The following is a 22,396-nucleotide window of genomic DNA, read 5'->3' on the forward strand; positions in this document are numbered from 1 at the left end:
CCAGACACGGTGCGCCGGTTCCGGGAGCGCGCCCATGGCTTGTGCGGGCGACGATCAGGTCGACTCGCGGACCACCAGCTCGGTACGGAGGATGACGTGACGCCAGGCCACGGCGCCCTCCTCCATCTCCTCCAGGAGGAGTCGGATCATGGCCCGCCCGATCTCATCGATGGGCTGACGAACCGTCGTCAGACGTGGTTCCGTCCGCTGTGCCAGCGGAAAGTCGTCGAAGCCGATCACGGCGACGTCCTCGGGCACCCGGCGTCCGGCCGCGCGCAGGGCCTCCAGTGCTCCCGCCGCCGTGGTGTCCGACGCGGCGAGGACGCCGTCGATGTCCGGATGCCGTTCGATGAGCTCGGCCATGGCACGACGTCCGCTCTCCGCCGTGAAGTCGCTTTCGGCGGCACGGGTCTTGTCGACCTTCAGGCCTGCCAGCGCCAGGGCTTCTTCGTAGCCGCGCAGTCGGCACTGGGCGGCGTGCAGGTCGAGCGGCCCGGTGATGGTGGCGATGACCCTGCGGCCCCGCCGCAGCAGGTGGGAGACGGCGCTGCGGGCTCCGCCGACATTGTCCACGTCGACGTAACTGACGTACTCGTCACCGGAGCGGCGCCCCAGCAGTACGGTCGGCAACCTGGCCTCGGCGAGCATGTCCGGCAGCGGATCACCGGCGTGCACGGACATCAGCAGGACGCCGTCGACCCGGCCGCCGCGCGCGTACTCGAGGAAGCGCTGCCGTTCGGCGTCCGAGCGGACCAGGGTCAGCAGGAGTTGCATTCCTGTGTCTGTCAGCGCGTCCCCGAGGGAGCTGACGATCTCGGAGAAGAAGGGCTCCGCGAACTGCCGCCAGTCCGGCTCGGTCATGACCAGGGCGAGGGCGTCGGCCCGGTGTCCGGCCAGGGAACGTGCCGCGAGATTGGGCACGTAGCCCAGTTCGTCGATGGCTTGCTGCACGGCCCGACGTGTCGACTCCTTCACGCCCGCGGCGTTGTTGATGACGCGGGAGACCGTGCCCCGTCCCACCTGCGCGTGGGCAGCCACCTCCTCCAGCGTCGGTGCCCCCGGACGCCGTCTGCCCATGCCACCTCCCCCAAGAGATCACCGATCTTACCGGCCGGAGCGGATCGAGCACACGACTTCACCAGGGGCGGAGTCCGAGAGGAACCGTCCTGCCCGCAACGGTTGGGAGCGCTCCCGTTCTGCGGAGAGAATGCGGCGGGGGACGCGCCACAACGCGCCTGACGTCTGCGGGCCGAGGGGTCGATAGTGTCGAACTACCGCAAGTGACTAGGCAGTTCTCATGTCGGCCAGCTGGGCATTGCTGATACCCGTCGCCGCTCTCGCGTTGATCGTGCTCGGTGGAATGGCCGTGCTGAGGCTCCAAAAGACCTCGCCCGGGCCGGACGGGCTCAGATCTTCGAGGGCACCGGGCTGCGCGGCTCCGGCCGGGTCCCAGGATGCGGTGCGGGAGAGCCGTGAGGAGTTTGTGCGAAGGCACTGGCAGCGCCCCGGCGTGGTGGCCAACGGTGCGACGCTGGTCGATCTCTACGACCGTATCCGGGCCCTTGAGGAACGCGTCGGCAGAGCCGAGCGGCAGGCCGCGTCACCACCACCGCACGACTGAGCCAGGCACCTGTGTGCCGCAGGGCTCCGTTCCTTGCAGTCGTTGTCGGCAGGGGTGAGGCGGCCGGGTCGGGGTAACCGCGTCCGTACGAACTCCTTGTCACCGAGGAGTTGTCGCCGACCGAGTGAGGAGGACAGTCGTGCCAGGCATGTTGGCCAAGATCAAGCAGTTCAGCAGGAGTCCGCAGGGGCGGCGTGCCGCGGAGCAGGTGAGGCGTGCGTCTGCCGATCCACGCCGCCGGGCCCAGGCTCAGCGGCTGCTCGGCAGGCTGCGGGGACGGCGCCACTGAAACGGTGGTGCGGGGACCGGGGCGATCGGGCCGCGGTGCCGCATTGTCAGTGGCAGGCGCCAGAATGCGGACCAGCAAGATCAACATTGGACCTGAACGAGGCGAACGGTGTCCGTTCCTCCGCCCTGGAAAGGCTGCACCGATGCCCCCGACTCCCTCCCACGCCCCGCACCGCAGCGAGAGCGCCCTTCCCCAACGGACGGCCCGTACGGACTTCACCCGCCTGAGAGCAGCCTCGCTTCTGCGCCCGCCCAGATCCACGACGCCGCCCGACGCTCCCGCGGCCGACGTGCTGCGCATCGTGTCCGACTCCCGCACGCCCGTCTTCGTCACCGTCCACGCCGGCGGACGGATCCGTTACGGCTACTGGCGCCCCGTCGACTCCGCCAGTGGCAGGGGCGGTTGCTACGTCGCCCTGCCGACGGACGTGTGCGAGGAACTGCGCTCGGGCGGGCGTATCGCATGGGGCGAACCCGTCACCGATCCGTCGAAGACCACCTGTCGGGTGACGCTGGCCCACACGCCGGCGAGGGCGGGACGCGAAGAGGGAAGCGCCGCGTGAGTGGCTGAGGCCCAGCCGTCATCACCGTGATCGCGAGCCCGTCCCACCGTCGCCTGCTCGCGTCGATCCGGTCCGGTACTCGAGCCCCGTCGAGTGCGAGGTGGGAGCCAGGGGCTACGGTGCGCTGGCACGCAGAGCCGCCGTACGACGAGGAGCGTCCACGCCATGGGTACCGCTGTCCATGTCCCGCAGACCCGGGACATGATCGGGGAGGAGCTCTCCGGCGACGAGGCGTTCACCGCCCTGCGTCACTACGGGAGCCTGCGGCTGCTGACGGACTCCGTCGCCCGGTTCCGCTACGCCGACGGCTTCAGCAACGCGCGGGCCCTCGCCTTTCAGGTGGTGCTCGGGCTGGTTCCGTGCACCGTGGCGCTGGTCGGGCTGGCCACGACGGTGCACACGGAGAGCCTCGGCCGGGTCATCGAGCTCACACTCGGGCGGATCGTGCCCGGCGCCAGCGCCGAGATCGTCGAGGACGCCCTCGACGGGGCACGGCGTACCGCGCACGGCGATGTCTGGAGCACCCTCGCCCTGTGGCTCGGCACGGGCTTCGCGTTGTTGAACCTCGCCTCGGCCATGGGCCAGATCGAGCGTGGCGCGAACCGTATCTACGGCATCGAGAGGGACCGCCCCTTCCTGCACAAGTACGCGCGGGCGATCGCTCTCGCGTTCGCCGCCGGCCTGCCCCTGATGCTGGGTTTCGTCGTCCTGGTCACCGGCCGGGCGGTGGGCGAAGCGGTGGCGGACACCGCCGGTTGGGACGGCAGTGGGGCGCGCTGGTGGGGCGCGCTCTGCATCCCGGTGGGGCTCGTACTGGCCTGGGTGGCCTCCGCCGTGATCTTCCGCTGGTCGCCACGCCGACGCCAACCCGGCTACACCTGGCTGGCGTTCGGGTCCGCCGTGCACCTCCTGCTGTGGGTGTCGGCCACCTGGCTGCTCGCCCTGTACGTCGAAGGAAGCGGTGCCTTCGGAGCGGTGTACGGTCCGCTCACCGCGTTCATCGCCCTGCTGCTGTGGGCCAACCTCACCGCTGTCGCGCTGTTCCTGGGCATCGCGTTCGCCGCCCAGCTGGAAGCGGCCCGGGCCGGCATCGAAGCGGCCGTCCATCCGGACCCGGGACCAGGGCCGTGAGCGCACTGTCGCCGCCCTAGGGCCTGGTCGGCGGGGCGATGACCAACTCGGTGTCCGGGTCGTGGTCGAGCCGTGGAGGGCCGCCGACGATCAAGGTGGCTCGGGCCCAGGGCTGTTCGCGCACCAGGAACGGCAGTTCCTCCAGCAGCCAGGCCGCCACATGTTCCCGCTGCCCGGCGGAGTCGCCGTCGCGGACGGCCAACAAGCGCCCCTGTTCGTCGAGGTCACCCTGCATCCACACCGAGGCGTCCAGCCATGGGGCCAGCTCTTCGCGGATGATGCCGGTGCCCTCGACCCAGACGAAGTCCGCACCGGCGGGGACGGTGATCGATCCGGGCCGGTCGTGGGCGACCCAGGCATCAGGGCGGAAGTCCACCGCCTCCCCCCGGTGCAAGGGCCGCAGGATGTTCTCGACGAGTACGGCACCCCAGTCGAAGCAGGCGTGGTTCCAGGCGATGTCGTCGGTGTGCACGACGGCGGAGCAGGGCGCGACCCTGCGCAGCCGCTCGGCCAGGGTCGTCTTGCCGGCGCCGCCCCGGCCGTCGATCGCGATCACCCGCGGACGTCCGGTGACGGCGGGTGACGCGTCCCGCAGCTGCCGGACGGCATCGAGCAGGGGCACCACCCGCCAGCCGACGGCCTCGGTCTCGCCTGGATGCAGATGCATCGCCGACCCTCTCCGGAGCCGAGGGAGCGCGTCCGTCCGTGTCGGTGTGAGAGTCGTTTCAGCCGTCGAAGTCCAGCAGTGGATCGTCGAGCAGCGCGAGCCGACCGGTGATCCGCTTGCCGACGGGCTCGCGGTGCGCCTCGAAGCCCTGGACCACGGCCATCACGATCTCCAAACCGTGCTGGCCCACCCGTCCGGCGTCGGCGCTCCGGGCCGTCGGGAGGGTCGGGTCGGTGTCCCACACGGTGATCTCCACCGAGCCGCCGGTGATGCGCAACTGCAGCATCACCGGCCCGGGCGCGTACTTGAGCGCGTTGGTGACCAGCTCGCTGACCACCAGCTGCGTCAGGTCCATGGCGCGTGCCGACACCGGTAGGCCGTGTTCGCGCTGGGCCCGTGTCAGGAACTCGGACGCGCTGGACCTCGCGTCGGCGATACAGCCGACGGCCCCGTCAAGAGCCACGGTCATCTCGGCAGGTGCGTCATCCGGCATCCGGGAACACTCCTCGCGCGGGACAGGTTCCCTGCCGACGATCTCCAATACCCCGTTCATGAGCGCGCGAATACCCCGTAAATCCCGTATCACTCCTGTGTCGCGATCCTATGAATGGCTGATCTGCGCGCATCGCGGGCAGGGGAGCGGGGCAACGTTGGCAAAACGGAGACGTGGCTCAGCCCCCGAGCGTGCAGAGGATACGAGTGGCAGACAACCAGGAAGCAGTGGGCCAGGGCCGGCTGTCCGTGGTCCGGTCTGACGTCGAGGGCGTCACCGTCCTCAGCCTCCACGGTGAGGTGGACTACCAGAGTGTGACGGCTCTCACCCGCTTCGTACCTCCGGAGGGCGCGGCTGCCGGGCAGCGGGTCGTCGTCGATCTGAGCCGGGTGACGTTCATGGACTCCAGTGGGGTCAATGCCCTGGTCGCCACGTACCAGGCCACGCAGGCCGCGCGGGGATGGCTACGGCTGGTGGGGGTGCGGGGTGCCGTGCTGCGCACGGTGCAGCTCGTCGGGCTCGACACCCTCGTCGCCTGTTATCCGACCGTTCGGGATGCCCTCGCGCAATGATGGTCGTCGTCGGAGCCGAACCTTTTCGAGTGCCCCGAGGCGGCTGTGTCATGCCACTTCCGTACGGCTTTTTCGAGTGGGCGGCCGGCTCGCGCCAGGCTTTGGTTGTCGCCCGACAACTGCGTTAGCCTTCACCGGATTTCCTCATCGTGCGCCGTCCGTGAACAGCGGAAACGCGGGCGATGGGCAGGGCCTTTCACGGCCTGGCGCGGTTCCGAGTCCTCGGGGTGAGGGCTCTTGGGGAGCGGAACGAGGGTGCGCATGACCGGCAAGACGATCGAGGCCGCGGAACGGGCCCCGGGCGAGCAGGAGCTACGGCAGCTGCTGGCCGGCCTGACCGCTGTCCGTGACGGTGACTTCGGAACCCGGCTGCCGTCCGACGGCGAGGGCCTGCTCGGTGACATCGCCACGGTCTTCAACGGCATGGTCGATCAGCTGTCCCTCTTCACGTCCGAGGTCACGCGCGTGGCGCGCGAGGTGGGCACCGAGGGCACCCTGGGCGGCCAGGCGGAGGTTCCGGGAGTCTCGGGGACCTGGGCCGACCTGACCGACTCGGTCAACGCCATGGCCGGCAATCTGACCACGCAGGTGCGCGACATCGCCCAGGTGGCGACCGCGGTGGCCAAGGGTGACCTGTCGCAGAAGATCGACGTGCCCGCGCGCGGCGAGATCCTGCAACTGAAGGAGACCGTCAACACGATGGTCGACCAGTTGTCCGCGTTCGCGGACGAGGTCACCCGGGTCGCCCGTGAGGTCGGCAGCGAGGGGCGCCTCGGTGGTCAGGCCCAGGTCCCCGGTGTCGGCGGTGTCTGGCGCGACCTGACCGATTCCGTGAACTTCATGGCGGGCAACCTGACGTCCCAGGTCCGCAATGTCGCCCAGGTGACGACCGCGGTGGCGCAGGGGGATCTGTCGCAGAAGATCACCGTGGATGCCCGGGGCGAGATTCTTGAGCTGAAGAACACCATCAACACGATGGTCGATCAGCTGTCCGCGTTCGCCGACGAGGTCACCCGGGTCGCCCGCGAGGTCGGCACCGAGGGCCGCCTGGGCGGGCAGGCGGACGTGAAGGGCGTCAAGGGCACCTGGCGCGATCTCACGGACTCCGTGAACTTCATGGCGGGCAACCTGACGTCCCAGGTCCGCAATGTCGCCCAGGTGGCCACCGCGGTGGCGCAGGGGGATCTGTCGCAGAAGATCACCGTGGATGCCCGGGGCGAGATTCTTGAGCTGAAGAACACCATCAACACGATGGTCGACCAGTTGTCCGCGTTCGCCGACGAGGCCACCCGGGTCGCCCGCGAGGTCGGCACCGAGGGCAATCTCGGGGGCCAGGCGATCGTCCGGGGTGTGTCGGGGACCTGGAAGGACCTGACGGACAACGTCAACGTGATGGCGTCCAACCTGACCGGTCAGGTCCGCTCGATCGCCCAGGTGGCCGCCGCCGTCGCGCGCGGAGACCTGTCGCAGAAGATCACCGTCGAGGCCAAGGGCGAGGTCGCCGCCCTGGCCGACGTCATCAACACCATGGTCGACACGCTGTCCGCGTTCGCCGACGAGGTCACCCGGGTCGCCCGCGAGGTCGGTACGGAGGGGCGGCTCGGGGGGCAGGCGCACGTGCCGAACGTGGCGGGCACGTGGAAGGACCTGACGGACAACGTCAACTCCATGGCCAACAACCTCACCGGCCAGGTCCGCAACATCGCCCTGGTGACGACGGCGGTGGCCAACGGCGATCTGTCGAAGAAGATCGACGTCGACGCCCGGGGCGAGATCCTGGAGCTGAAGACCACCATCAACACGATGGTCGACCAGCTGTCGTCGTTCGCCGCCGAGGTCACCCGGGTCGCCCGCGAGGTCGGCAGCGAGGGCCGGCTCGGCGGACAGGCCGAGGTGGAGGGCGTCGAGGGCACCTGGAAGCGGCTGACGGAGAACGTCAACGAACTGGCCGGGAACCTCACCCGGCAGGTCCGCGCGATCGCCGAGGTCACCAGCGCCGTCGCCGAGGGCGACCTGACCCGCTCGATCACCGTGGAGGCCTCCGGCGAGGTCGCCGACCTCAAGGACAACATCAACTCCATGGTGGAGTCCCTGCGCGAGACCACCCGGGCCAACCAGGAGCAGGACTGGCTCAAGACCAACCTCGCCCGGATCTCCAGCCTGATGCAGGGCCACCGGGAGCTGCCCGTGGTCGCCGAGCTGATCATGGACGAGCTCGCGCCGCTCGTCACCGCCCAGTACGGCGCCTTCTACCTGGCCGAGGACACCGAGCGCGGTCACGAGCTGCGGCTGGTGGGCTCGTACGGCTATCCCGACGACGCGGAGCGGCCCGTCCGCATCCCCGTGGGGCGCTCGCTGGTCGGGCAGGCCGCCCGCAACCAACGCGCCATCACCGTGGAGGAGCTGCCGCCGGGCTATGTCACCATCTCCTCCGGCCTCGGACAGACGGTGCCCAGTGCCTTGGTGGTGCTGCCGATCGTGGTCGAGGACCAGGTCCTCGGAGTCATCGAGCTGGCCTCCGTCACCCGCTTCACTCAGATCCACCAGGACTTCCTGACCCAGTTGATGCCGACCATCGCCGTCAACCTCAACACCATCGTGGCCAACGCCCGTACCGACGAGCTGCTGGACGAGTCCCAGCGTCTGACCGGCGAACTCCAGTCCCGCTCCCAGGAGTTGCAGATCCAGCAGGAGGAACTGCAGCGCTCCAACGCCGAGCTGGAGGAGAAGGCCTCGCTGCTGGCCTCACAGAACCGTGACATCGAGGCCAAGAACCTGGAGATCGAGCAGGCACGACAGGAACTGGAGACCCGCGCCCAGCAGCTGGCGCTGGCGTCCAAGTACAAGTCGGAGTTCCTGGCGAACATGAGCCACGAACTGCGCACCCCGCTCAACAGCCTGCTGATCCTGGCCCAGTTGCTCGCCCAGAACCCCTCGCGCAACCTCACCCACAAGCAGGTCGAGTACGCGGGCATCATCCACTCGGCGGGCTCGGACCTGCTGCAGCTGATCAACGACATCCTCGACCTGTCGAAGGTCGAGGCCGGCAAGATGGATGTCGCCCCCGAACGCGTCCCGCTGCGCAAACTGCTGGAGTACGTCGAGGCGACCTTCCGGCCGATGACGACGCAGAAGAGCCTGGACTTCGCCGTGGCCACCGCCCCGGGCACCCCCGCCGACCTGCTCACCGACGACTCCCGGCTGCGTCAGATCCTGCGCAACCTGCTGTCGAACGCGGTGAAGTTCACCGAGCAGGGCGGCGTGGAACTGCGTATCGAACCCGCCGCGGACCGGGAGGTGCCCCCCGGGGTCCATCGCGGTGGCCCGGTCGTGGCCTTCCGGGTGAAGGACACCGGCATCGGAATTCCGCAGCAGCAGCTGGAGACGATCTTCGGGGCGTTCCAGCAGGCGGACGGGACCACCAGCCGCAAGTACGGCGGCACCGGGCTGGGGCTGTCGATCACCAGGGAGATCGCCCATCTGCTCGGCGGAGCCGTCACCGTCGACAGCACCCCCGGCCAGGGCAGCACCTTCACGCTCTATCTGCCCGTCGCCCGCGCCGACTTCAAGGAGGTGCTCGGCGGCGGCCGGCCGCTGGAACAGCCGCACGACGATGCCATCTCGGGGACACCGCTCGCGTCCCCCGCGGCGCCCGAGCGGCGCAGACGCCGCCTGCTCGTGGTCGAGGAGCGGCTGCGCGGTCTGCTCACCCTTGTCGCCGAGCGTGCCGTCGCCGACCTCGCGCCGGACCCGGACGACCCGCGCGCGACGATCGACATCATCACCGCCGTCGGGGCCCAGGAGGCGGCCGGCACGCTGGCCGCCGAACCCTGCCACTGCGTCGTGCTGGAGCTCGGCATGCCGGACGAGGAGGGGGTGCAGCTGCTGGAAGCCATGCAGGGCGACCCGGCGCTGGCCAGCGTGCCCGTGCTCGTCCACACCAGTCACCGGCTGGACCTGACACAGGAACAGATGCTGCGCTCCCGTGCGGGCGGCCGTCCGCTGGACTTCCTGTCCAGCCTGGACGAGCTGCGCGAACACATCACGCTGCACCTGTCCGCCGAGGAACCGGGCGAGGTCCTGGCCCTCGTCCACGCGGAGGAGTCCCCGCAGCCGGCCCAGCCGGTGGTGGACGACTCCTTCCGGGGCCGTACCGTCCTCGTGGTCGACGACGACGCGCGCAACCTCTTCGCGCTGAGCGGGGTGCTGGAGCTGCACGGCTTCCAGGTCCTGCACGCCGACAACGGCCGCAAGGGCATCGAGATGCTGCTCGCTCACCCGGAGATCTCACTGATCCTGATGGACGTGATGATGCCGGAGCTGGACGGGTACGCCGCCACCGCGGAGATCCGCCGGATGCCCCAGTACGCGAACCTGCCCATCATCGCCGTCACCGCCAAGGCCATGCCGGGCGACCAGGAGAAGAGCCTCGCCTCGGGCGCGGACGACTACGTCACCAAGCCCGTCGACGCCAACGACCTCATCGACCGCGTACGACGCCGGCTGCTCGCATGACGGAAGGTCATGCCGCCGCGCCTGCCCGCCGACCCAGTGTCGTCGTCCCTGGACGTTCGAACCGAGGAACAGCCTCATCGTGAGCCGACTTCACCAGCCGCCCGATCCGGCAGGCGCCGACGACCCGGCGACCGGCGCTGAGCCGTCCCCTGGGCCGGGTTCCGCCTCGTTGCCCGGAGCCCGCAGCGGCGCGGACCCGACGGGGGCCGGGATCGGCGGCGAGGACATGGCTGCCCGGCAGACGCCTGTCGGCCGGCTCGCGGCGACGGTGGAGCGGCTGCGGCAGGAGGTGCGCGCGGCACAGGCGGAGGCGGACGGACGCGCCCTGATCGAACTGGCCAAGGGCATCCTCGTCGAGCGTCTGGGGTGCGGGCCGGCACAGGCCGCCCGGCAGCTGGCCGAGCTGACCGGACAGGCGGGTGTGACACCGCTCGAGTTCGCCGTCGAGGTGATCAACCAGGCCTCGCGGGACCGGCTCTCCGAAGTGACGACCGCCTTTCTCGCGGCCGCGGCGGGCGGGACCGTCGCGCTCGGCACGCCGGACCAGGGCGCGGCGGCCGTGGAACTGCGCTCCGCGGAGAGTGCCGCACTGGCCGCTCCGGACGCGCAGAGCGTCGCCGACTCCCTGCTGGCCCATGCGCTGACCCCGTTGGGCGCGGTGGCCGTGGCCATCTGGGCCCTGGGCTCCGAGGGTTCGCTCACCCTTGCGGGCAGCGCCGGTTTCTCCCCCGCGGAAGCAGGACGCTGGCGGTACGTGCCGCCGGGTGTGGCGACCGTGGCGCGCCGGGGTCTTTCGGAACGCACGGGCCAGTGGATCGGCCGACTGTCCGACACCGGTCTGCCCTCCATCGGCCGGCATCAGCACCCCGACGGCGGCCGGGTCGCGGTGCCGGCCGGCACCGCGGGCCGCATCCACGGTGTCCTGGAGATCGTCTGGCCGGCCCGGCTGGAGCCCCAGCCCCCGCAGATCGTCCGGCAGATCGAGGCTCTGGCGGAGCTGTGCTCCCACACTCTGGAGTCGTACGACCCGCGGGACGGCGGCGACGGCACCCTGGGGGCCCGGGTCCTGCTCGACGCCGCCGAGCTGATGGACCTGGCCGACGGGCTCCACGACCCCGCCCTGGTCCTCGTCCCGCACGTCGATGCCGCGGGGGAACTCGTCGACTTCCGCATCCAGCATGTCAACGCCCGCTTCCTGGACCCCGCAGGCCGGCCGCGGGGCGTGGTGGGCGGGGCCCTCCTGCTGGAGGCGTATCCGATGGCCGCCGGTGAGAACGGGCTGTTCGAGCAGGTCGAACGCGTCCATGCCACGGGGGAGCCTTTCCGCGCCCGCCGTATGCGGCTCACCGAGTTGCTGGACGACGTGCCGCTGGCGGCGGTCGCCGACGTCAGCATCAGCCGGCACGGCGGCAGTGTGCTGCTCATCTGGCGGATAGAGGACGAGACGGCGCGCCTGGCGAACCTGCTCCAGCACGCCCAGCGGCTGGGTCGCATCGGTGGTTTCGAGGAGAACCGGCTGACCGGTGAGATCACCTGGAACAGCCAGCTCTTCCACCTCTACGGCCAGCCCCTGTCCAGTGGACCCATCTCGCTGGAGGATCTGCCCGCCCACGCCCACCCGGACGACGCGGTCGCCATCGGCCGGTTCCTGCGCACCCTCCTGCACCACCACCGGCCGGCCTCCACCGCCTTCCGGTTGCTGCGGCCCGACGGCGTGACCCGGCATCTGCGGGTGGCGGCCGAGCCGGTCCTCGACTCCGACAGCCGTCTGCATCTCGTACGGGGCGCCTATCAGGACATCTCCGCCCACCACTGGACGGAGGTGGCGCTGGCGGCCACCCGCGACCAGCTCGCCCACACCGAGCAGCGGGCCAGTGAACGCCACCGTCTGACCCTCCAGCTGCAGCACGCCATCATGCCGCCGGCGCAGGCACCGCTCGAGGCACCCGGGCTGCGCGTGGCGGTGCGCTACCGGCCCGCCGAGACGGAGCAGTTGGTCGGCGGCGACTGGTACGACGCCGTCGTGTTGCCCTCCGGGCTGGTGCTGCTGTGCGTGGGGGACGTCGCCGGACACGGCATCGAGGCGGCCACCAGCATGGTCGTCCTGCGCAACGCGCTGCGCGGGCTCGCCGTCACCGGTGCCGGGCCGGGTCAGCTGCTGTCCTGGCTGAACATGGTGGCCCACCATCTGAGCGGGGCCGTCACCGCCACGGCGGTCTGCGGTCTCTACGATCCCGACCGCCGCAACCTGCGCTGGGCCAGGGCGGGCCATCTGCCGCCGGTCCTGGTGCGCGGCAGCGAGGCGACGACGCTGCCTCTGGTCAAGGGTCTGCTGCTCGGCGCCGTGCCGGAGGCGACGTATGAGGAACACGAGATGCAACTGGCCGCCGACGACACCCTGTTGATGTACACGGACGGCCTGATCGAACGCCGTGACCGTTCCATGGAGGAGTCACTGGCCCACCTGCTGACGACCGCGCGCACTGTGCAGCCCACCCTTGGACAGCAGTTGGACCGTCTGCTCACCCACAGCAGGTCCGACACGGACGACGACACGTGTGTCGTGGGCATCCGGGTCGCCTAGCGGTACCGGATCAGGGCGTCGGTGATGCCTTCTCGGAGGCGTGGGCGGCTCGCGCCACGATGAGGAGGAACAGTCCGCAGGCCGTCACGAGCAGCCATCCCGGACGGGTGGCATGGGCGAGGCCGGCGGGGCCGACGCCTGCGACCAGCCCCCCTGCGGCGGCGATACCGACCGCTGCGCCGACCTGGCGTGCGGTGGAGGTGATGGCCCCGGCCACGCCGGCACGGGACTGCGGCAGGCCGCTGACCGCGGTGTTGGTGAGGGGCGCGTTGGCGAAGCCGAATCCGATGCCGATGAGCAGGTGGGACAGCAGAATCAGCAGAACGCTGGTGTCCTGACCGACATTCACCATGCACAGACCACCGGCGGCGGTGAACCCGCCCGCGAGGACGAGCGGACGTCGTGGGCCGAGGAGCGCCACCAAGTTGCCGGACCATGGCGCGCACAGGGTGGCACCGAGCGCCATGGGCAGGGTCGCCATGCCGGACGCGAGCGGCGTCCATCCGCGGGCGTGCTGGAGAGAGAACGTGTTGAGCAGAAGAGTGATGTTCAGGGCCGCGAACACTGCCACGGCGCCCACGACCGACGAAGCGAACGGCGGCCGCCGGAAGAGCCCGAGATCCATCAAAGGCTCGCTCCGGTGCAGCTCGACCCATGTGAACCCGGCCGTGGCCATCACGATCAGGGCATAGCCGGCCGTCGCCGCAAGTGAGGTCCAACCGATGCGGGGCCCTTCGATGAGGACACCGACCGAGACGCACAGGGCCACCGCGAGGAGTACCTGGCCGGGCAGGTCCAGCCGCCGGGCGCGCTGTCCGTACGACTCCGGTACGAGCACGGCCACCAGGACGAGGGCGGCGACGATGATCGGTGCGTTGATCCAGAACACCGACCGCCAGCCGAACATGGCGATGAGCCATCCGCCGGTCACCGGGCCCGCCGCCATGCTGAGCCCGAAGACCGACGCCCATACGCCGATCGCCCGGGCCCGCTCCCGTGGATCGGGCATCGCGCTCACCACGATCGCCAGAGCCACGGGGCTCAGCATCGAGGCGCCGACGCCCTGGACGGCCCGTGCCGTGACGAGGAAGCCGAGCGACGGGGCGACGGCGCACGCCATTGACGCACCACCGAAGACGAGCAGTCCGCACTGGAACACCCGACGCCGGCCGAAGCGATCCGCGAGGGCGCCGGAGGAGATGAGGAGGCTGGCCAGGACCACGGTGTAGGCATCCACGACCCATTCCAGGCCGCGGGTGCCCACGCCCAGGCCGCGGCCGATCACGGGCAGGTCCACGTTGACGATGGTGGTGTCGAGGCCGACGAGGAACATGCTCAGCGCGCAGACGGCCAGGACCGTCCAACGCCGTCGGGCGCTCAAGACGGGTTGAGCAGCCAGGATTGTCGCGGTCATGGGTCCACCTCTGTTCGGGTCGTCTGACGGCCCATGTTCGGATCAGGCGACGGCACCCGCCCAGCAGATTTGCGGAGACTGCAAAATGGACCCCATGGACGCCGAACTCGTGGAGATACTCGACGGCATCGGGCCACGGCTGCGTGCATTGCGACGCGACCGGGGACTCACGCTCGAGGCCCTCGCGGAAGACACCGGGATCTCTCTGAGCACGCTGTCGCGCCTGGAGTCAGGCAAACGGCGCCCGACACTCGACCTGCTCATCCCGCTCGCACGAGCGCACCGCGTCGCGCTCGATCAGTTGGTGGCGGCTCCGGCCACCGGTGACCCACGCGTTCACCTGGAACCCCGTCGCAGGGACCGCGGAAGCGTCGTCGTGCCCCTGACGCAGTACCCGGGTCGGGTCCAGGTCTTCAAGCAGGTGCTCGCCCACCGTGAACCGAGACTCGTGACCCACGCCGGCTACGAGTGGCTCTACGTGCTCGCCGGCGAACTCCGTCTCATCCTGGGAGAACGCGAGTTCACCGTCCGCCCGGGCGAGGTGGCCGAGTTCGACACCAGCGAACCGCACTGGTTCGGCCCCGCCGAGGCGGACGCGGTGGAGATCCTGCACCTGTTCGGCCCCCACGGCGACCAAGCCGTCGTCCGCACGGGCCCGTCAGCCACGTCGTGACCTACCGCACCCGGGCAGTGGTCCGAATCCGCGGGCACGGTACGGCGGGCCGACCGCTCCCGGTATGCGTAGCCCTCACGCTCGTGGGAAGCCAAGAGACCACAGAGACCAGTGAGCCGGTCAGGTGCGCGGCTCCGAGCGGGGAAGGCGAGATGACAACCGAGCACAGTCGGGACCGAAGTGCGGGCTCCGAAACCGTCCGGGAGCGGGTCACACGCTACCCGGGCGATCTGCACGACGTCACGGACGCCCGCCTGGACGCGGAGCAGTTCCTCGACGGCCTCGCGCGGGTGACACCGCCGGCCGCGCCGGAACACTGGGACGACATCCTCCTGGTCGTCACGGAACTGGCCGCGAACGCGGTCCAGTACGCGCCGGGCCCCTTCGAGGTCCGGCTCCGCAGGACCTTCGACGGCGTGCATGTCGTCGTCCACGACACGAGCAGCACACCCCCGGCCCCGCGTCCCTTCCGACGCGACCGGGACGGCGGGGTCGGCTGGTATCTGATCCATACCCTGTGCAGCCAGGTCAGCGTCGTCGCGAAGGACGACGGGAAGGACATACATGTCTTTCTTCCCTGGTGAGGGCGTTATGGCCGGGCGTGCAGCGGAACCAGCACGCTGATCGACTTGCCGCCCCCGGGGCGCGGTTCGATGACGACCTCACGCGCCAGGCGGATGATGAGCGGCCAGCCGTACCCCTGCCCGTGGCCCCCCGAGGGGAGTTCGCCGCGGCCGTAGGCGACGTCGGGGACGGCGTCGCTGTTGTCGTGGACGGTGAGCCGTACGCCGTCCTCGGCGAGGGCGACCTCGAACGCCGCGAGTCCGTCACCGTGGCGGATGGCGTTGGTGACGAGTTCGGAGACGACGAGAAGCAGATCGACGACATCCTCCTCGCGTGCCGTGCGGGACGCCGAGTCCCAGCGCTGCCGTACGACCGACCGCGCGTAGTCCCGGGCCGCGGCCGCGGTCGTCACCGGGGGCGCAGTCGTTGCCCTGTCGGCCGTATGACCATGCTGTGCGGTCATGTGGTCAAAGCACCCTTTCTACGCCTTTGCTGAACGGCCCTGTCCCGACCAGGTCAGAACCTGTGCCGTGCTCATTTCAGCGGATACCCGGCTCGCCTTGTCGCATTCTGCCCACCCTTTTGCCGAGGAGTACCGAACGGCCCTCTTATCGAACGATCCGCCGTGGCTTGAGCCTCAACTCACCCACAAGTCTTGCCAATTACTCATCCGGCGGCGCCGGAATGACCTTTAGGGTGGGGCAATGGCCAGCCCCATCCGTCCCTTCCGTCACATGGGTTCCTCTCGCAGGCCGGTAGGAGAGGGAGCCGCCCCCGGGTGACGCCCGGTCGCCCAACGTCCCGCCGTCGAGACCATCCCGCCGATGGAGGCTGACACCGCATGCACCAGCACAGGACCTTCGTCGAACTCATGCGAGCGAGGGCGGACGAGCACGGTGACCGGACGGCCCTGACCTTCAGCGCGGACCCGCTCCGCGCCGAGGCTGACGAGACCCTGACGTACGGCGAACTCGACCGGGCCGCCCGCCGGGTCGCCGCGCTGCTGCAGGAACGGTTCGCTGGCGGCGACCGCCTGCTGGTGCTGCACCCCTCCGGGCCGGGGTTCGCGAAGTCCCTGTTGGGCTGCGTGTACGCGGGCATGGTCCCGGTGCCCGCACCGCCGCCCGACGGCTCGCAGCGGAAGCAGACCGACCGGCTCGCCGCGATCGCCCGGGACGCGGGAGCGGTCGGTGCCCTGGCCGAGGGGACGGACCTGGAAGCGCTCGCGTCCTGGGCCAAGGAACAGGATCTCCGCTGCATGACCGTGCTCGCACCCGACCGCGCGGACGAGCTGACCGCGGCGAGCAGGTGGCGGCCGCCACCGGCCGACCCGCACGCTCTGGCCTTCCTCCAGTACACCTCGGGGTCCACCGCCGCCCCCAAGGGCGTCATGGTCGACCACGCCAACCTGCTGGCCAACGCCGAGATCCTCGCGGCGATCTCCGGGATGAGCGCCGACCGCCCGGTGGGCGGCTGGCTGCCGCTCTACCACGACTTCGGGCTGATCGGGCTACTCCTCACACCCCTCGTCCTGGGCGGTCGCAGCGTGCTGATGCCGCCGCTGGCCTTCCTCAAACGCCCGCACACCTGGCTGACGCTGATCGACCGGCACGGCATCGACTTCTCGCCCGCTCCGAACTTCGCCTACGACCTGTGCGTCCAGCGGATCACCGACGAGGAACTGGCCCGCCTGGACCTCTCGCGCTGGCGGTGCGCGGTCAACGGCGCCGAGCCCGTCCAGGCCGCCACCGTCGAGGCGTTCACCCGGCGGTTCGCCGCCGCCGGGCTGCGACCCGAGGCGATGCTCCCCGGCTACGGCATGGCCGAGACGACCCTGGTCGTCTGCGGCGACCGGCCTGCCCGCCGCGCCGTGATCACCGAGGTGGACGCCGCCGCGTTCGAGCGCGGCGAGCTGCTGGCCCCGGCCACCGGCGCCGCCGTGCACCGCATCGTCAGCAGCGGTCCCGCCGAGTACCTCGACGTCCGGATCATCGACGCCGACGCGGGCCGGGTGCTGCCGGACGGCCGGGTCGGCGAGATCTGGGTGCGCGGTCCGAACGTGGCCCGGGGCTACTGGGGACGGCCCGAGGAGACCCGGCGCGTCTTCGACGCCGTCACGCCCGACGGGGAGAGCGGCTTCCTGCGCACCGGCGACCTGGGAATCCTGCACGAGGGCGAGCTGTACGTCACGGGCCGCAGCAAGGAGCTGATCATCGTCCGCGGCCGCAACCTCTACCCGCAGGACCTGGAGGCGGCGACGCGGCAGGCCCACCCGGCTCTGGAAGGCGGGGTCGGTGCGGCCTTCTCGGTGCCGGTGCCCGAGGAGGAGGTCGTGGTCGTCCGCGAGTACCGGGCCCGCCGGGTGGAGCCGGACGAGCTGGCCCGCGCCGTCGCGAGTGTCCGCGACCGCCTCACCCGGGAGGTCGGGGTGCCCGCCCACAACGTCGTGCTCGTGCCGCCCGGCACGGTGTCGCGGACCACCAGCGGCAAGATCCAGCGCCGACTGCTGCGTCGGCGGTTTCTCGGCGGCGAGCTGGAGATCCTGCACGCGGAACTGTCGCCGGCCGTCCGCGCCCGGCTCGGCGACCCGGCGGGCGGTGACGCCTCGTGACGGTGACCGACCTGCTGACCGACACCGGCCGGTTCGACCTCGACGGCTTCGACCGCGCGCTCGGTGATCCGACCGACCCCGCATCCCTCCTCTCCTACGCCCGCAACGCCGAGCTGGACCGCGCCGAGCGGTTCCCCGCCGACAGCTGCCGGGAACTCGACCGGATGGGCCTGCCGCGCCTGTACGTGCCCGCCGAGTTCGGCGGCGTGCTGACCCGCTACGACGAACTCGTCGCGGCGCTGCGGGCGGTGGCGCGCCGCGACCTGACCGTCGCGATCGGACACGGCAAGACGTTCCTCGGAGGCGTCTGCATGTGGCTGGCGGGCCGTCCGGAGCAGGCGCGCGCACTCGGCGCCGACATCATCGCGGGGGCGCCGGTGTCATGGGGCCTGACCGAGCGCGGCCACGGCAGCGACCTGCTCGCCGGCGAGATGACCGCCACACCGGAACCCGGCGGCTTCCGCGTGCACGGCGAGAAATGGCTGATCAACAACGCCACCCGCGGCACGCTGCTCTGCCTTCTCGTACGCACCCGGCCGGAGGGCGGGCCGCGCGGCTTCAGCCTGCTGCTGGCCGACAAACGGCGGCTCCCGGCGGACCGCTGGCGGCCGCTGCCCAAGGTGCCCACGCACGGCATCCGGGGCGCCGACATCAGCGGGATCGCCCTGGACGACTGCCCCTTCCCGGCCGACGCGCTGATCGGCGAGCAGGGCGCGGGGCTGGAGATCGTGCTCAAGGCGTTGCAGCTCACCCGGACCGCCTGTACGGCCCTGTCGCTCGGCGCCGCCGACCAGGCGGTGCGGCTGGCCGAGGAGTTCGCCGCGGGGCGCGAGCTGTACGGCCGTCGGCTGATCGACTTGCCGCATGTACGCCGCGTGCTCGGAGAGGCGTACGCCGCGCTCCACGCCGCCGAGATCGTGAGCGTGCTGGCGGCCCGCAGTGTGCACACCCTGCCGCAGGAGATGACCGTCATCTCCGCGGTGGCCAAGTCGTACGTCCCGACCCGCGTCGACGAGCTGATCACCGCCTGCGGCGAACTGCTGGGCGCCCGCGCGTTCCTCACCGAGGTCCACGAGCACGGCGCGTTCCAGAAGCTCGAACGCGACCACCGCGTCGTCGGCATCTTCGACGGCAGCACTTTCGTCAACCAACACGTCCTGATCAACCACTTCCCGGTGCTGGCCCGCGGTCATCGGGAGGGCACCGCCGACGAGGAAGGCGTCGCCCGCGCCGCCGACCTGTCGGTCCCGCCGCCCCCGGCCCGGCTCGACCGGCTGAGCCTGCTGGCGCGCGGCGGGTGCAGCTTCACACAGAGCCTGCGCACCGCGAGCGGTGAACTGCGTGCGCTGGCCTCCGCAGGCCAGGTTCCCGCAGGCGTGGCCGACCTCGCCGAGGAGCTCACCGACAGCTGCGACCGGCTCCACGACGAGCTGGCGCTGAGCCCTCCCGCCTCCCAGGACGCACTGCCGGAGGCCTTCGCGCTGGCGCGCCGCTACGAGCAGTGCTTCGCGGGTGCGGCCGCCCTCAGAGTGTGGCTGCACAACCGCACCCCCGGCGAGGACCTGCTGTGGCTGGAAGCGGTCCTCACCCACGTGCTGCGTTCGGTACGCCCGTCGGGACGGCCGACCGACGGCGAGGTGTTCGACCGGCTCTTCGACGCTCGTGCGGCCGGTCGTCCCTCCGCTCCTCCGACCTCGGTGGTCACCTCGTGATCGACAAGACCGTCGACGACCTTGAGAGCCGGTTCGGCGACCCCTGGGATCCGGGCAATCCGACCGGTCACGCCGCGGTGCTGGCGGCCGACGAGGCGGGCGAGATGCTCGCCGCGGGCGAACGGCTGCTGGACGACTACCGGTTGAACGCCGAATTCGTCCCGCCCGAACTGGGCGGACGGCTGACCCGGCTCGACCACCTCATCGAGGTGATGCGGACGGTCTTCCGCCACGACCCCTGCCTGGGCCTCGGATACGGAGCCGCCAGCCTCATCCCCGCGGTCAACGTCTGGACCGCGGGCGACGAACGGCAGCGCCGCAGGATGGCCGAGGTGCTGCTGTCGGGTGGCCGGGCCGTCTCCGGCTACCACGAGCTGGCGCACGGCAACGACGTCGCGCGGGCCGAGTTCTCGGCGCTGCCGGGCGACGACGGGCGGCTACGGCTCAACGGGCGCAAGGAAGTGATCGCCAATGCCGGGCGCGCCGAGGCCATGGTGCTCTTCGCGCGCACGTCGGCCGCGCCCGGCAGTCGCAGCCACTCCCAGCTGTTCGTGGAGAAGGCGGACCTGCCCGAAGGCGCGCCGGTCCACCTGCCGCGCTTCCGCAGCGCGGGAATGCGCGGGGTCCAGCTCGGCGGACTGGAGTTCCGGGACTGCCCGATCCCGGCGGACGCGGCGCTGGGCGCGCCCGGGCTCGGCATGGAGACGGCGCTGCGCTCCTTCCAGATCACCCGCACCGCGCTGCCCGCGATGACGGTGGGCATCCTGGAGACCGGCCTCGACGTCGCCGCCCGGTTCACCGACGAGCGCGTCTTGTACGGGCGTTCGCTGGCCGGCATGCCGCACATCGGCGCGATCCTCGCCGACGCCTTCACCGACCTGCTGATCTGCGACTGCCTGGCCACCGTGACCGCACGCTCGGTGCATCTGCTCCCCGGCGAGACCAGCCTGTACGCGTCGGCCGCCAAGTACTTCGTGACCACCCTCCTCATGGACGCCATGGACGCGCTCTCGCGGGTGCTGGGCGCCCAGTTCTACATCCGCGACGGCGGCTACGGGATCTTCCAGAAGCACCTGCGCGACCTGGCGCCGGCGGGCTTCGGCCACACCGCGCGCGTGGCCTGCCTCAGCACGGTGCTGCCGCAGCTGCCTCGGCTGGCGCGCAAGGGATGGCTGGACGACACCCAGCCGCCCGCCGACGTCTTCCGCCTCGGCGCGGACCTGCCGCCGCTGTCCTTCGAGCGGCTGTCGATCAGCTCGGGCGGGCGGGACAGCCTCAGCGCCTCGCTCCCGGCGGCCCTCGACTCCTGCGAACCGGACGGCGAGCTGCGCCGGCTGCTTCTCGTCATCGCGGCCGAACAGGCCGACGTACGACGGGAATGCGCCGCACTGGCCCCGGGGGATCTCACCGTCGCCGCCCGGCCCGAGGCGCTGCGGCTGGCGGCGCGCTACGCCGCGGTGCTCGCGGCGGTCGCCTGCGTGAACATCTGGCTCCACAACCGGGAGCGGCACGACGCGTTCCTCAGCGATCCCCGCTGGGCCGTCGCGGCGCTGGGCCGGATCGCCGAACGGATGGGCCGCGACCCCGGGCAGCGGCCCCGCCACGTCACCGAACGGCTGTCGGCGGAGGTCCTGTCCCGGCACCGCGACCGCCGCGGGTTCGGCTTGTCGAACCGGCGCCCGCCCGGACAGCGCCTCCGTTGATGACAGGGCGCCGCCATCGATGACAAGGAGAATCGGATGAACAGCCCCGAATCGGCCACGTCAGCCCCGTCGGCTGCGTCGGACACCGATCTGCGGAGTTGGCTGCGCACGCGGGTCGCGCACTACGTACAACTCGACGTCGCCGACATCGACACCACCGCCACGCTGACGACCTACGGTCTCGACTCGGTCTACGCGCTGACCCTCTGCGGCGACATCGAGGACCACCTCGGGCTGGTCCTGGAGCCGACCGTGGCCTGGGACCACCCGACGATCGACGCCCTGACGCGCCACCTGGAGGAAACGCTCGCCCAGACCTCCCCGGCGGGGGAAAGCGGATGACGTCGCTGGAGGAGGTGGCGGTCCATCTGCCGTCGCGGCGGATACCCATCGACGAGCTGAGCGACGAACTGGGCCTCAGCGCCTCGGAGATGAAGGTCTACCGGCGCTACCACGGCCTGGCGGAGGTCCGCCGCGAGCCCGGCGGCACGCACACCGAACTGCTGCTGGCCGCCGCGGGCAAGCTCGACGCACTGCGCGGCAGAGAGGAGCGCGTGCGGTACGTGGTCCAGGCGCGGACCATGCCGATCGTCGTCCCGCATCCGGTCAACCCCGTCCACGAGGTGCGTGACACGCTCGGGCTCGGGCACGCCACGGCGTTCGCGGTGACCCACCACGCGTGCGCTTCGGGGCTGCTGGCGGTGGACCTGGTCGGCAAGCTGCTGGCGAGCGACGGCGATCCGGACGCGCTGGCGTTGGTCCTCACCGGCGAGAAGACCTTCACCCGGGCCGCACAGATGGTGCCGGGCACGGCCATCAACGGCGAGGGCGCGGCCGCGGTGCTCGTCGGGACCCACGACGACCGGGACCGGATGGTGAGCTACGCCGCCCGAACCCACGGCCGCTTCTACGACTGCCTGTCGCTCACCCACGAACTGTCCGTCGAATACCAGCGGATCTACATCGAGGCGCTGGCCGAGGTCATGCTGGCGGCGGTCGGGAAGGCGGGGCTGGCACTGGACGACCTCACCATGATCTTCCCGCACAACGTCAGCCGGCTGTCGTGGACGCGGCTCGCCAAACATCTCGGTCTCCCGCTGGAGCGCTTCTTCCTGGACAACGTGCCGGTCACCGGACACTGCTTCTCCGCGGATCCCTTCATCAACTACCGGACCGCCCTCGATCTGGGCCGGCTGCGACCGGGGGACCGCTATCTGCTCGCCACGGTCGGTCTCGGCTCGACCTTCTCGGCGATGCTCTTCGAGCACTGAAAGGGGGAGGTGGG

The 22,396-nt window shown here is 70.9% G+C and carries 18 protein-coding genes; 13 read left to right on the forward strand and 5 right to left on the reverse strand.

Going from position 1 to position 22,396, the window contains the following annotated elements; genetic code table 11:
* Positions 1-54 precede the first annotated feature (54 nt).
* A complete protein-coding gene (locus QF037_RS43480) occupies positions 55-1,077 on the reverse strand; it encodes a LacI family DNA-binding transcriptional regulator (RefSeq protein WP_307035109.1) in 1,023 nt (340 codons plus the stop codon).
* Between the two features lie 220 nt (positions 1,078-1,297).
* On the opposite strand from QF037_RS43480, the gene QF037_RS43485 reads away from it, so the two are divergent.
* From QF037_RS43485 to QF037_RS43495, 3 genes are all read left to right on the forward strand, one after another.
* On the forward strand, positions 1,298-1,621 hold the full coding sequence (locus QF037_RS43485; protein ID WP_307035110.1) for a hypothetical protein: 324 nt from the start codon (positions 1,298-1,300) through the stop codon (positions 1,619-1,621).
* 431 nt (positions 1,622-2,052) lie between these two features.
* Positions 2,053-2,472, forward strand: a complete 420-nt coding sequence (locus QF037_RS43490; RefSeq protein WP_307035112.1) for a hypothetical protein — start codon at positions 2,053-2,055, stop codon at positions 2,470-2,472.
* A 165-nt stretch (positions 2,473-2,637) separates the two neighbouring features.
* The gene (locus QF037_RS43495; RefSeq protein WP_307035113.1) at positions 2,638-3,603 is read left to right on the forward strand and encodes a YihY/virulence factor BrkB family protein; all 966 of its coding nucleotides are present in this window, start codon (positions 2,638-2,640) and stop codon (positions 3,601-3,603) included.
* Between the two features lie 16 nt (positions 3,604-3,619).
* Here the strand turns inward: QF037_RS43495 and QF037_RS43500 are convergent, their stop codons facing one another.
* Both QF037_RS43500 and QF037_RS43505 read right to left on the reverse strand, forming a co-directional pair.
* A complete protein-coding gene (locus QF037_RS43500; protein WP_307035115.1) occupies positions 3,620-4,270 on the reverse strand; it encodes a uridine kinase family protein in 651 nt (216 codons plus the stop codon).
* Positions 4,271-4,328: 58 nt separating this feature from the next.
* Positions 4,329-4,763 (reverse strand): ATP-binding protein, encoded by a 435-nt coding sequence (locus tag QF037_RS43505; RefSeq protein ID WP_307035117.1) that lies wholly within the window; start codon positions 4,761-4,763, stop codon positions 4,329-4,331.
* Positions 4,764-4,969: 206 nt separating this feature from the next.
* Here QF037_RS43505 and QF037_RS43510 point away from each other — a divergent pair, with 206 nt between their 5' ends.
* The 3 genes from QF037_RS43510 (at position 4,970) to QF037_RS43520 (ending at position 12,434) form a co-directional block, all read left to right on the forward strand.
* Positions 4,970-5,335 carry an STAS domain-containing protein gene (locus QF037_RS43510; protein ID WP_307035118.1) on the forward strand — a complete coding sequence of 122 codons (366 nt, stop codon included), beginning with the start codon at positions 4,970-4,972 and terminating at the stop codon, positions 5,333-5,335.
* Positions 5,336-5,596: 261 nt separating this feature from the next.
* Positions 5,597-9,850, forward strand: coding sequence for a HAMP domain-containing protein (locus QF037_RS43515; protein WP_307035120.1), 4,254 nt, complete (start codon positions 5,597-5,599; stop codon positions 9,848-9,850).
* 79 nt (positions 9,851-9,929) lie between these two features.
* A complete protein-coding gene (locus QF037_RS43520; protein WP_373463887.1) occupies positions 9,930-12,434 on the forward strand; it encodes a SpoIIE family protein phosphatase in 2,505 nt (834 codons plus the stop codon).
* A 10-nt stretch (positions 12,435-12,444) separates the two neighbouring features.
* Here QF037_RS43520 and QF037_RS43525 read toward each other — a convergent pair whose 3' ends face one another.
* A complete protein-coding gene (locus QF037_RS43525) occupies positions 12,445-13,848 on the reverse strand; it encodes an MFS transporter (RefSeq protein ID WP_307035122.1) in 1,404 nt (467 codons plus the stop codon).
* Positions 13,849-13,942: 94 nt separating this feature from the next.
* On the opposite strand from QF037_RS43525, the gene QF037_RS43530 reads away from it, so the two are divergent.
* Both QF037_RS43530 and QF037_RS43535 read left to right on the forward strand, forming a co-directional pair.
* Entirely contained in the window at positions 13,943-14,521 is a 579-nt protein-coding gene (locus QF037_RS43530; RefSeq protein WP_307035124.1) for a helix-turn-helix transcriptional regulator, read from the forward strand.
* 152 nt (positions 14,522-14,673) lie between these two features.
* Positions 14,674-15,105, forward strand: a complete 432-nt coding sequence (locus tag QF037_RS43535; protein WP_307035126.1) for an ATP-binding protein — start codon at positions 14,674-14,676, stop codon at positions 15,103-15,105.
* Between the two features lie 5 nt (positions 15,106-15,110).
* On the opposite strand, the gene QF037_RS43540 is transcribed toward QF037_RS43535, so the two are convergent.
* Positions 15,111-15,548, reverse strand: a complete 438-nt coding sequence (locus QF037_RS43540; RefSeq protein WP_307035128.1) for an ATP-binding protein — start codon at positions 15,546-15,548, stop codon at positions 15,111-15,113.
* Positions 15,549-15,926: 378 nt separating this feature from the next.
* Here QF037_RS43540 and QF037_RS43545 point away from each other — a divergent pair, with 378 nt between their 5' ends.
* Genes QF037_RS43545 through QF037_RS43565 form a run of 5 tightly spaced genes read left to right on the forward strand, consistent with a single transcriptional unit; the run spans position 15,927 to position 22,382 of the window.
* A complete protein-coding gene (locus tag QF037_RS43545; RefSeq protein ID WP_307035130.1) occupies positions 15,927-17,696 on the forward strand; it encodes a fatty acyl-AMP ligase in 1,770 nt (589 codons plus the stop codon).
* Complete coding sequence (locus tag QF037_RS43550; RefSeq protein WP_307035132.1) at positions 17,693-19,408, forward strand: acyl-CoA dehydrogenase family protein; 1,716 nt, start codon at positions 17,693-17,695, stop codon at positions 19,406-19,408. Before QF037_RS43545 ends, QF037_RS43550 begins: the two co-directional genes overlap by 4 nt.
* Positions 19,405-21,111 carry an acyl-CoA dehydrogenase gene (locus QF037_RS43555; protein WP_307035134.1) on the forward strand — a complete coding sequence of 569 codons (1,707 nt, stop codon included), beginning with the start codon at positions 19,405-19,407 and terminating at the stop codon, positions 21,109-21,111. Before QF037_RS43550 ends, QF037_RS43555 begins: the two co-directional genes overlap by 4 nt.
* Before the next feature lie 36 nt (positions 21,112-21,147).
* Positions 21,148-21,453, forward strand: a complete 306-nt coding sequence (locus QF037_RS43560) for an acyl carrier protein (protein ID WP_307035136.1) — start codon at positions 21,148-21,150, stop codon at positions 21,451-21,453.
* Entirely contained in the window at positions 21,450-22,382 is a 933-nt protein-coding gene (locus QF037_RS43565; protein WP_307035138.1) for a 3-oxoacyl-[acyl-carrier-protein] synthase III C-terminal domain-containing protein, read from the forward strand. Before QF037_RS43560 ends, QF037_RS43565 begins: the two co-directional genes overlap by 4 nt.
* The last annotated feature ends 14 nt before the right edge of the window (positions 22,383-22,396 follow it).

It is taken from the genome of Streptomyces canus (assembly GCF_030815415.1).
GTDB lineage: Bacteria > Actinomycetota > Actinomycetes > Streptomycetales > Streptomycetaceae > Streptomyces > Streptomyces canus_F.

Excerpts from the sequence above, each read along its gene's own strand:
- QF037_RS43480 (WP_307035109.1), bottom strand. The coding sequence starts at position 1,077 with ATGGGCAGACGGCGTCCGGGGGCACCGACGCTGGAGGAGGTGGCTGCC.
- QF037_RS43485 (WP_307035110.1), top strand. The coding sequence starts at position 1,298 with ATGTCGGCCAGCTGGGCATTGCTGATACCCGTCGCCGCTCTCGCGTTG.
- QF037_RS43490 (WP_307035112.1), top strand. The coding sequence starts at position 2,053 with ATGCCCCCGACTCCCTCCCACGCCCCGCACCGCAGCGAGAGCGCCCTT.
- QF037_RS43495 (WP_307035113.1), top strand. The coding sequence starts at position 2,638 with ATGGGTACCGCTGTCCATGTCCCGCAGACCCGGGACATGATCGGGGAG.
- QF037_RS43500 (WP_307035115.1), bottom strand. The coding sequence starts at position 4,270 with ATGCATCTGCATCCAGGCGAGACCGAGGCCGTCGGCTGGCGGGTGGTG.
- QF037_RS43505 (WP_307035117.1), bottom strand. The coding sequence starts at position 4,763 with ATGCCGGATGACGCACCTGCCGAGATGACCGTGGCTCTTGACGGGGCC.
- QF037_RS43515 (WP_307035120.1), top strand. The coding sequence starts at position 5,597 with ATGACCGGCAAGACGATCGAGGCCGCGGAACGGGCCCCGGGCGAGCAG.
- QF037_RS43525 (WP_307035122.1), bottom strand. The coding sequence starts at position 13,848 with ATGACCGCGACAATCCTGGCTGCTCAACCCGTCTTGAGCGCCCGACGG.
- QF037_RS43530 (WP_307035124.1), top strand. The coding sequence starts at position 13,943 with ATGGACGCCGAACTCGTGGAGATACTCGACGGCATCGGGCCACGGCTG.
- QF037_RS43535 (WP_307035126.1), top strand. The coding sequence starts at position 14,674 with ATGACAACCGAGCACAGTCGGGACCGAAGTGCGGGCTCCGAAACCGTC.
- QF037_RS43540 (WP_307035128.1), bottom strand. The coding sequence starts at position 15,548 with ATGACCGCACAGCATGGTCATACGGCCGACAGGGCAACGACTGCGCCC.
- QF037_RS43545 (WP_307035130.1), top strand. The coding sequence starts at position 15,927 with ATGCACCAGCACAGGACCTTCGTCGAACTCATGCGAGCGAGGGCGGAC.
- QF037_RS43560 (WP_307035136.1), top strand. The coding sequence starts at position 21,148 with ATGAACAGCCCCGAATCGGCCACGTCAGCCCCGTCGGCTGCGTCGGAC.
- QF037_RS43565 (WP_307035138.1), top strand. The coding sequence starts at position 21,450 with ATGACGTCGCTGGAGGAGGTGGCGGTCCATCTGCCGTCGCGGCGGATA.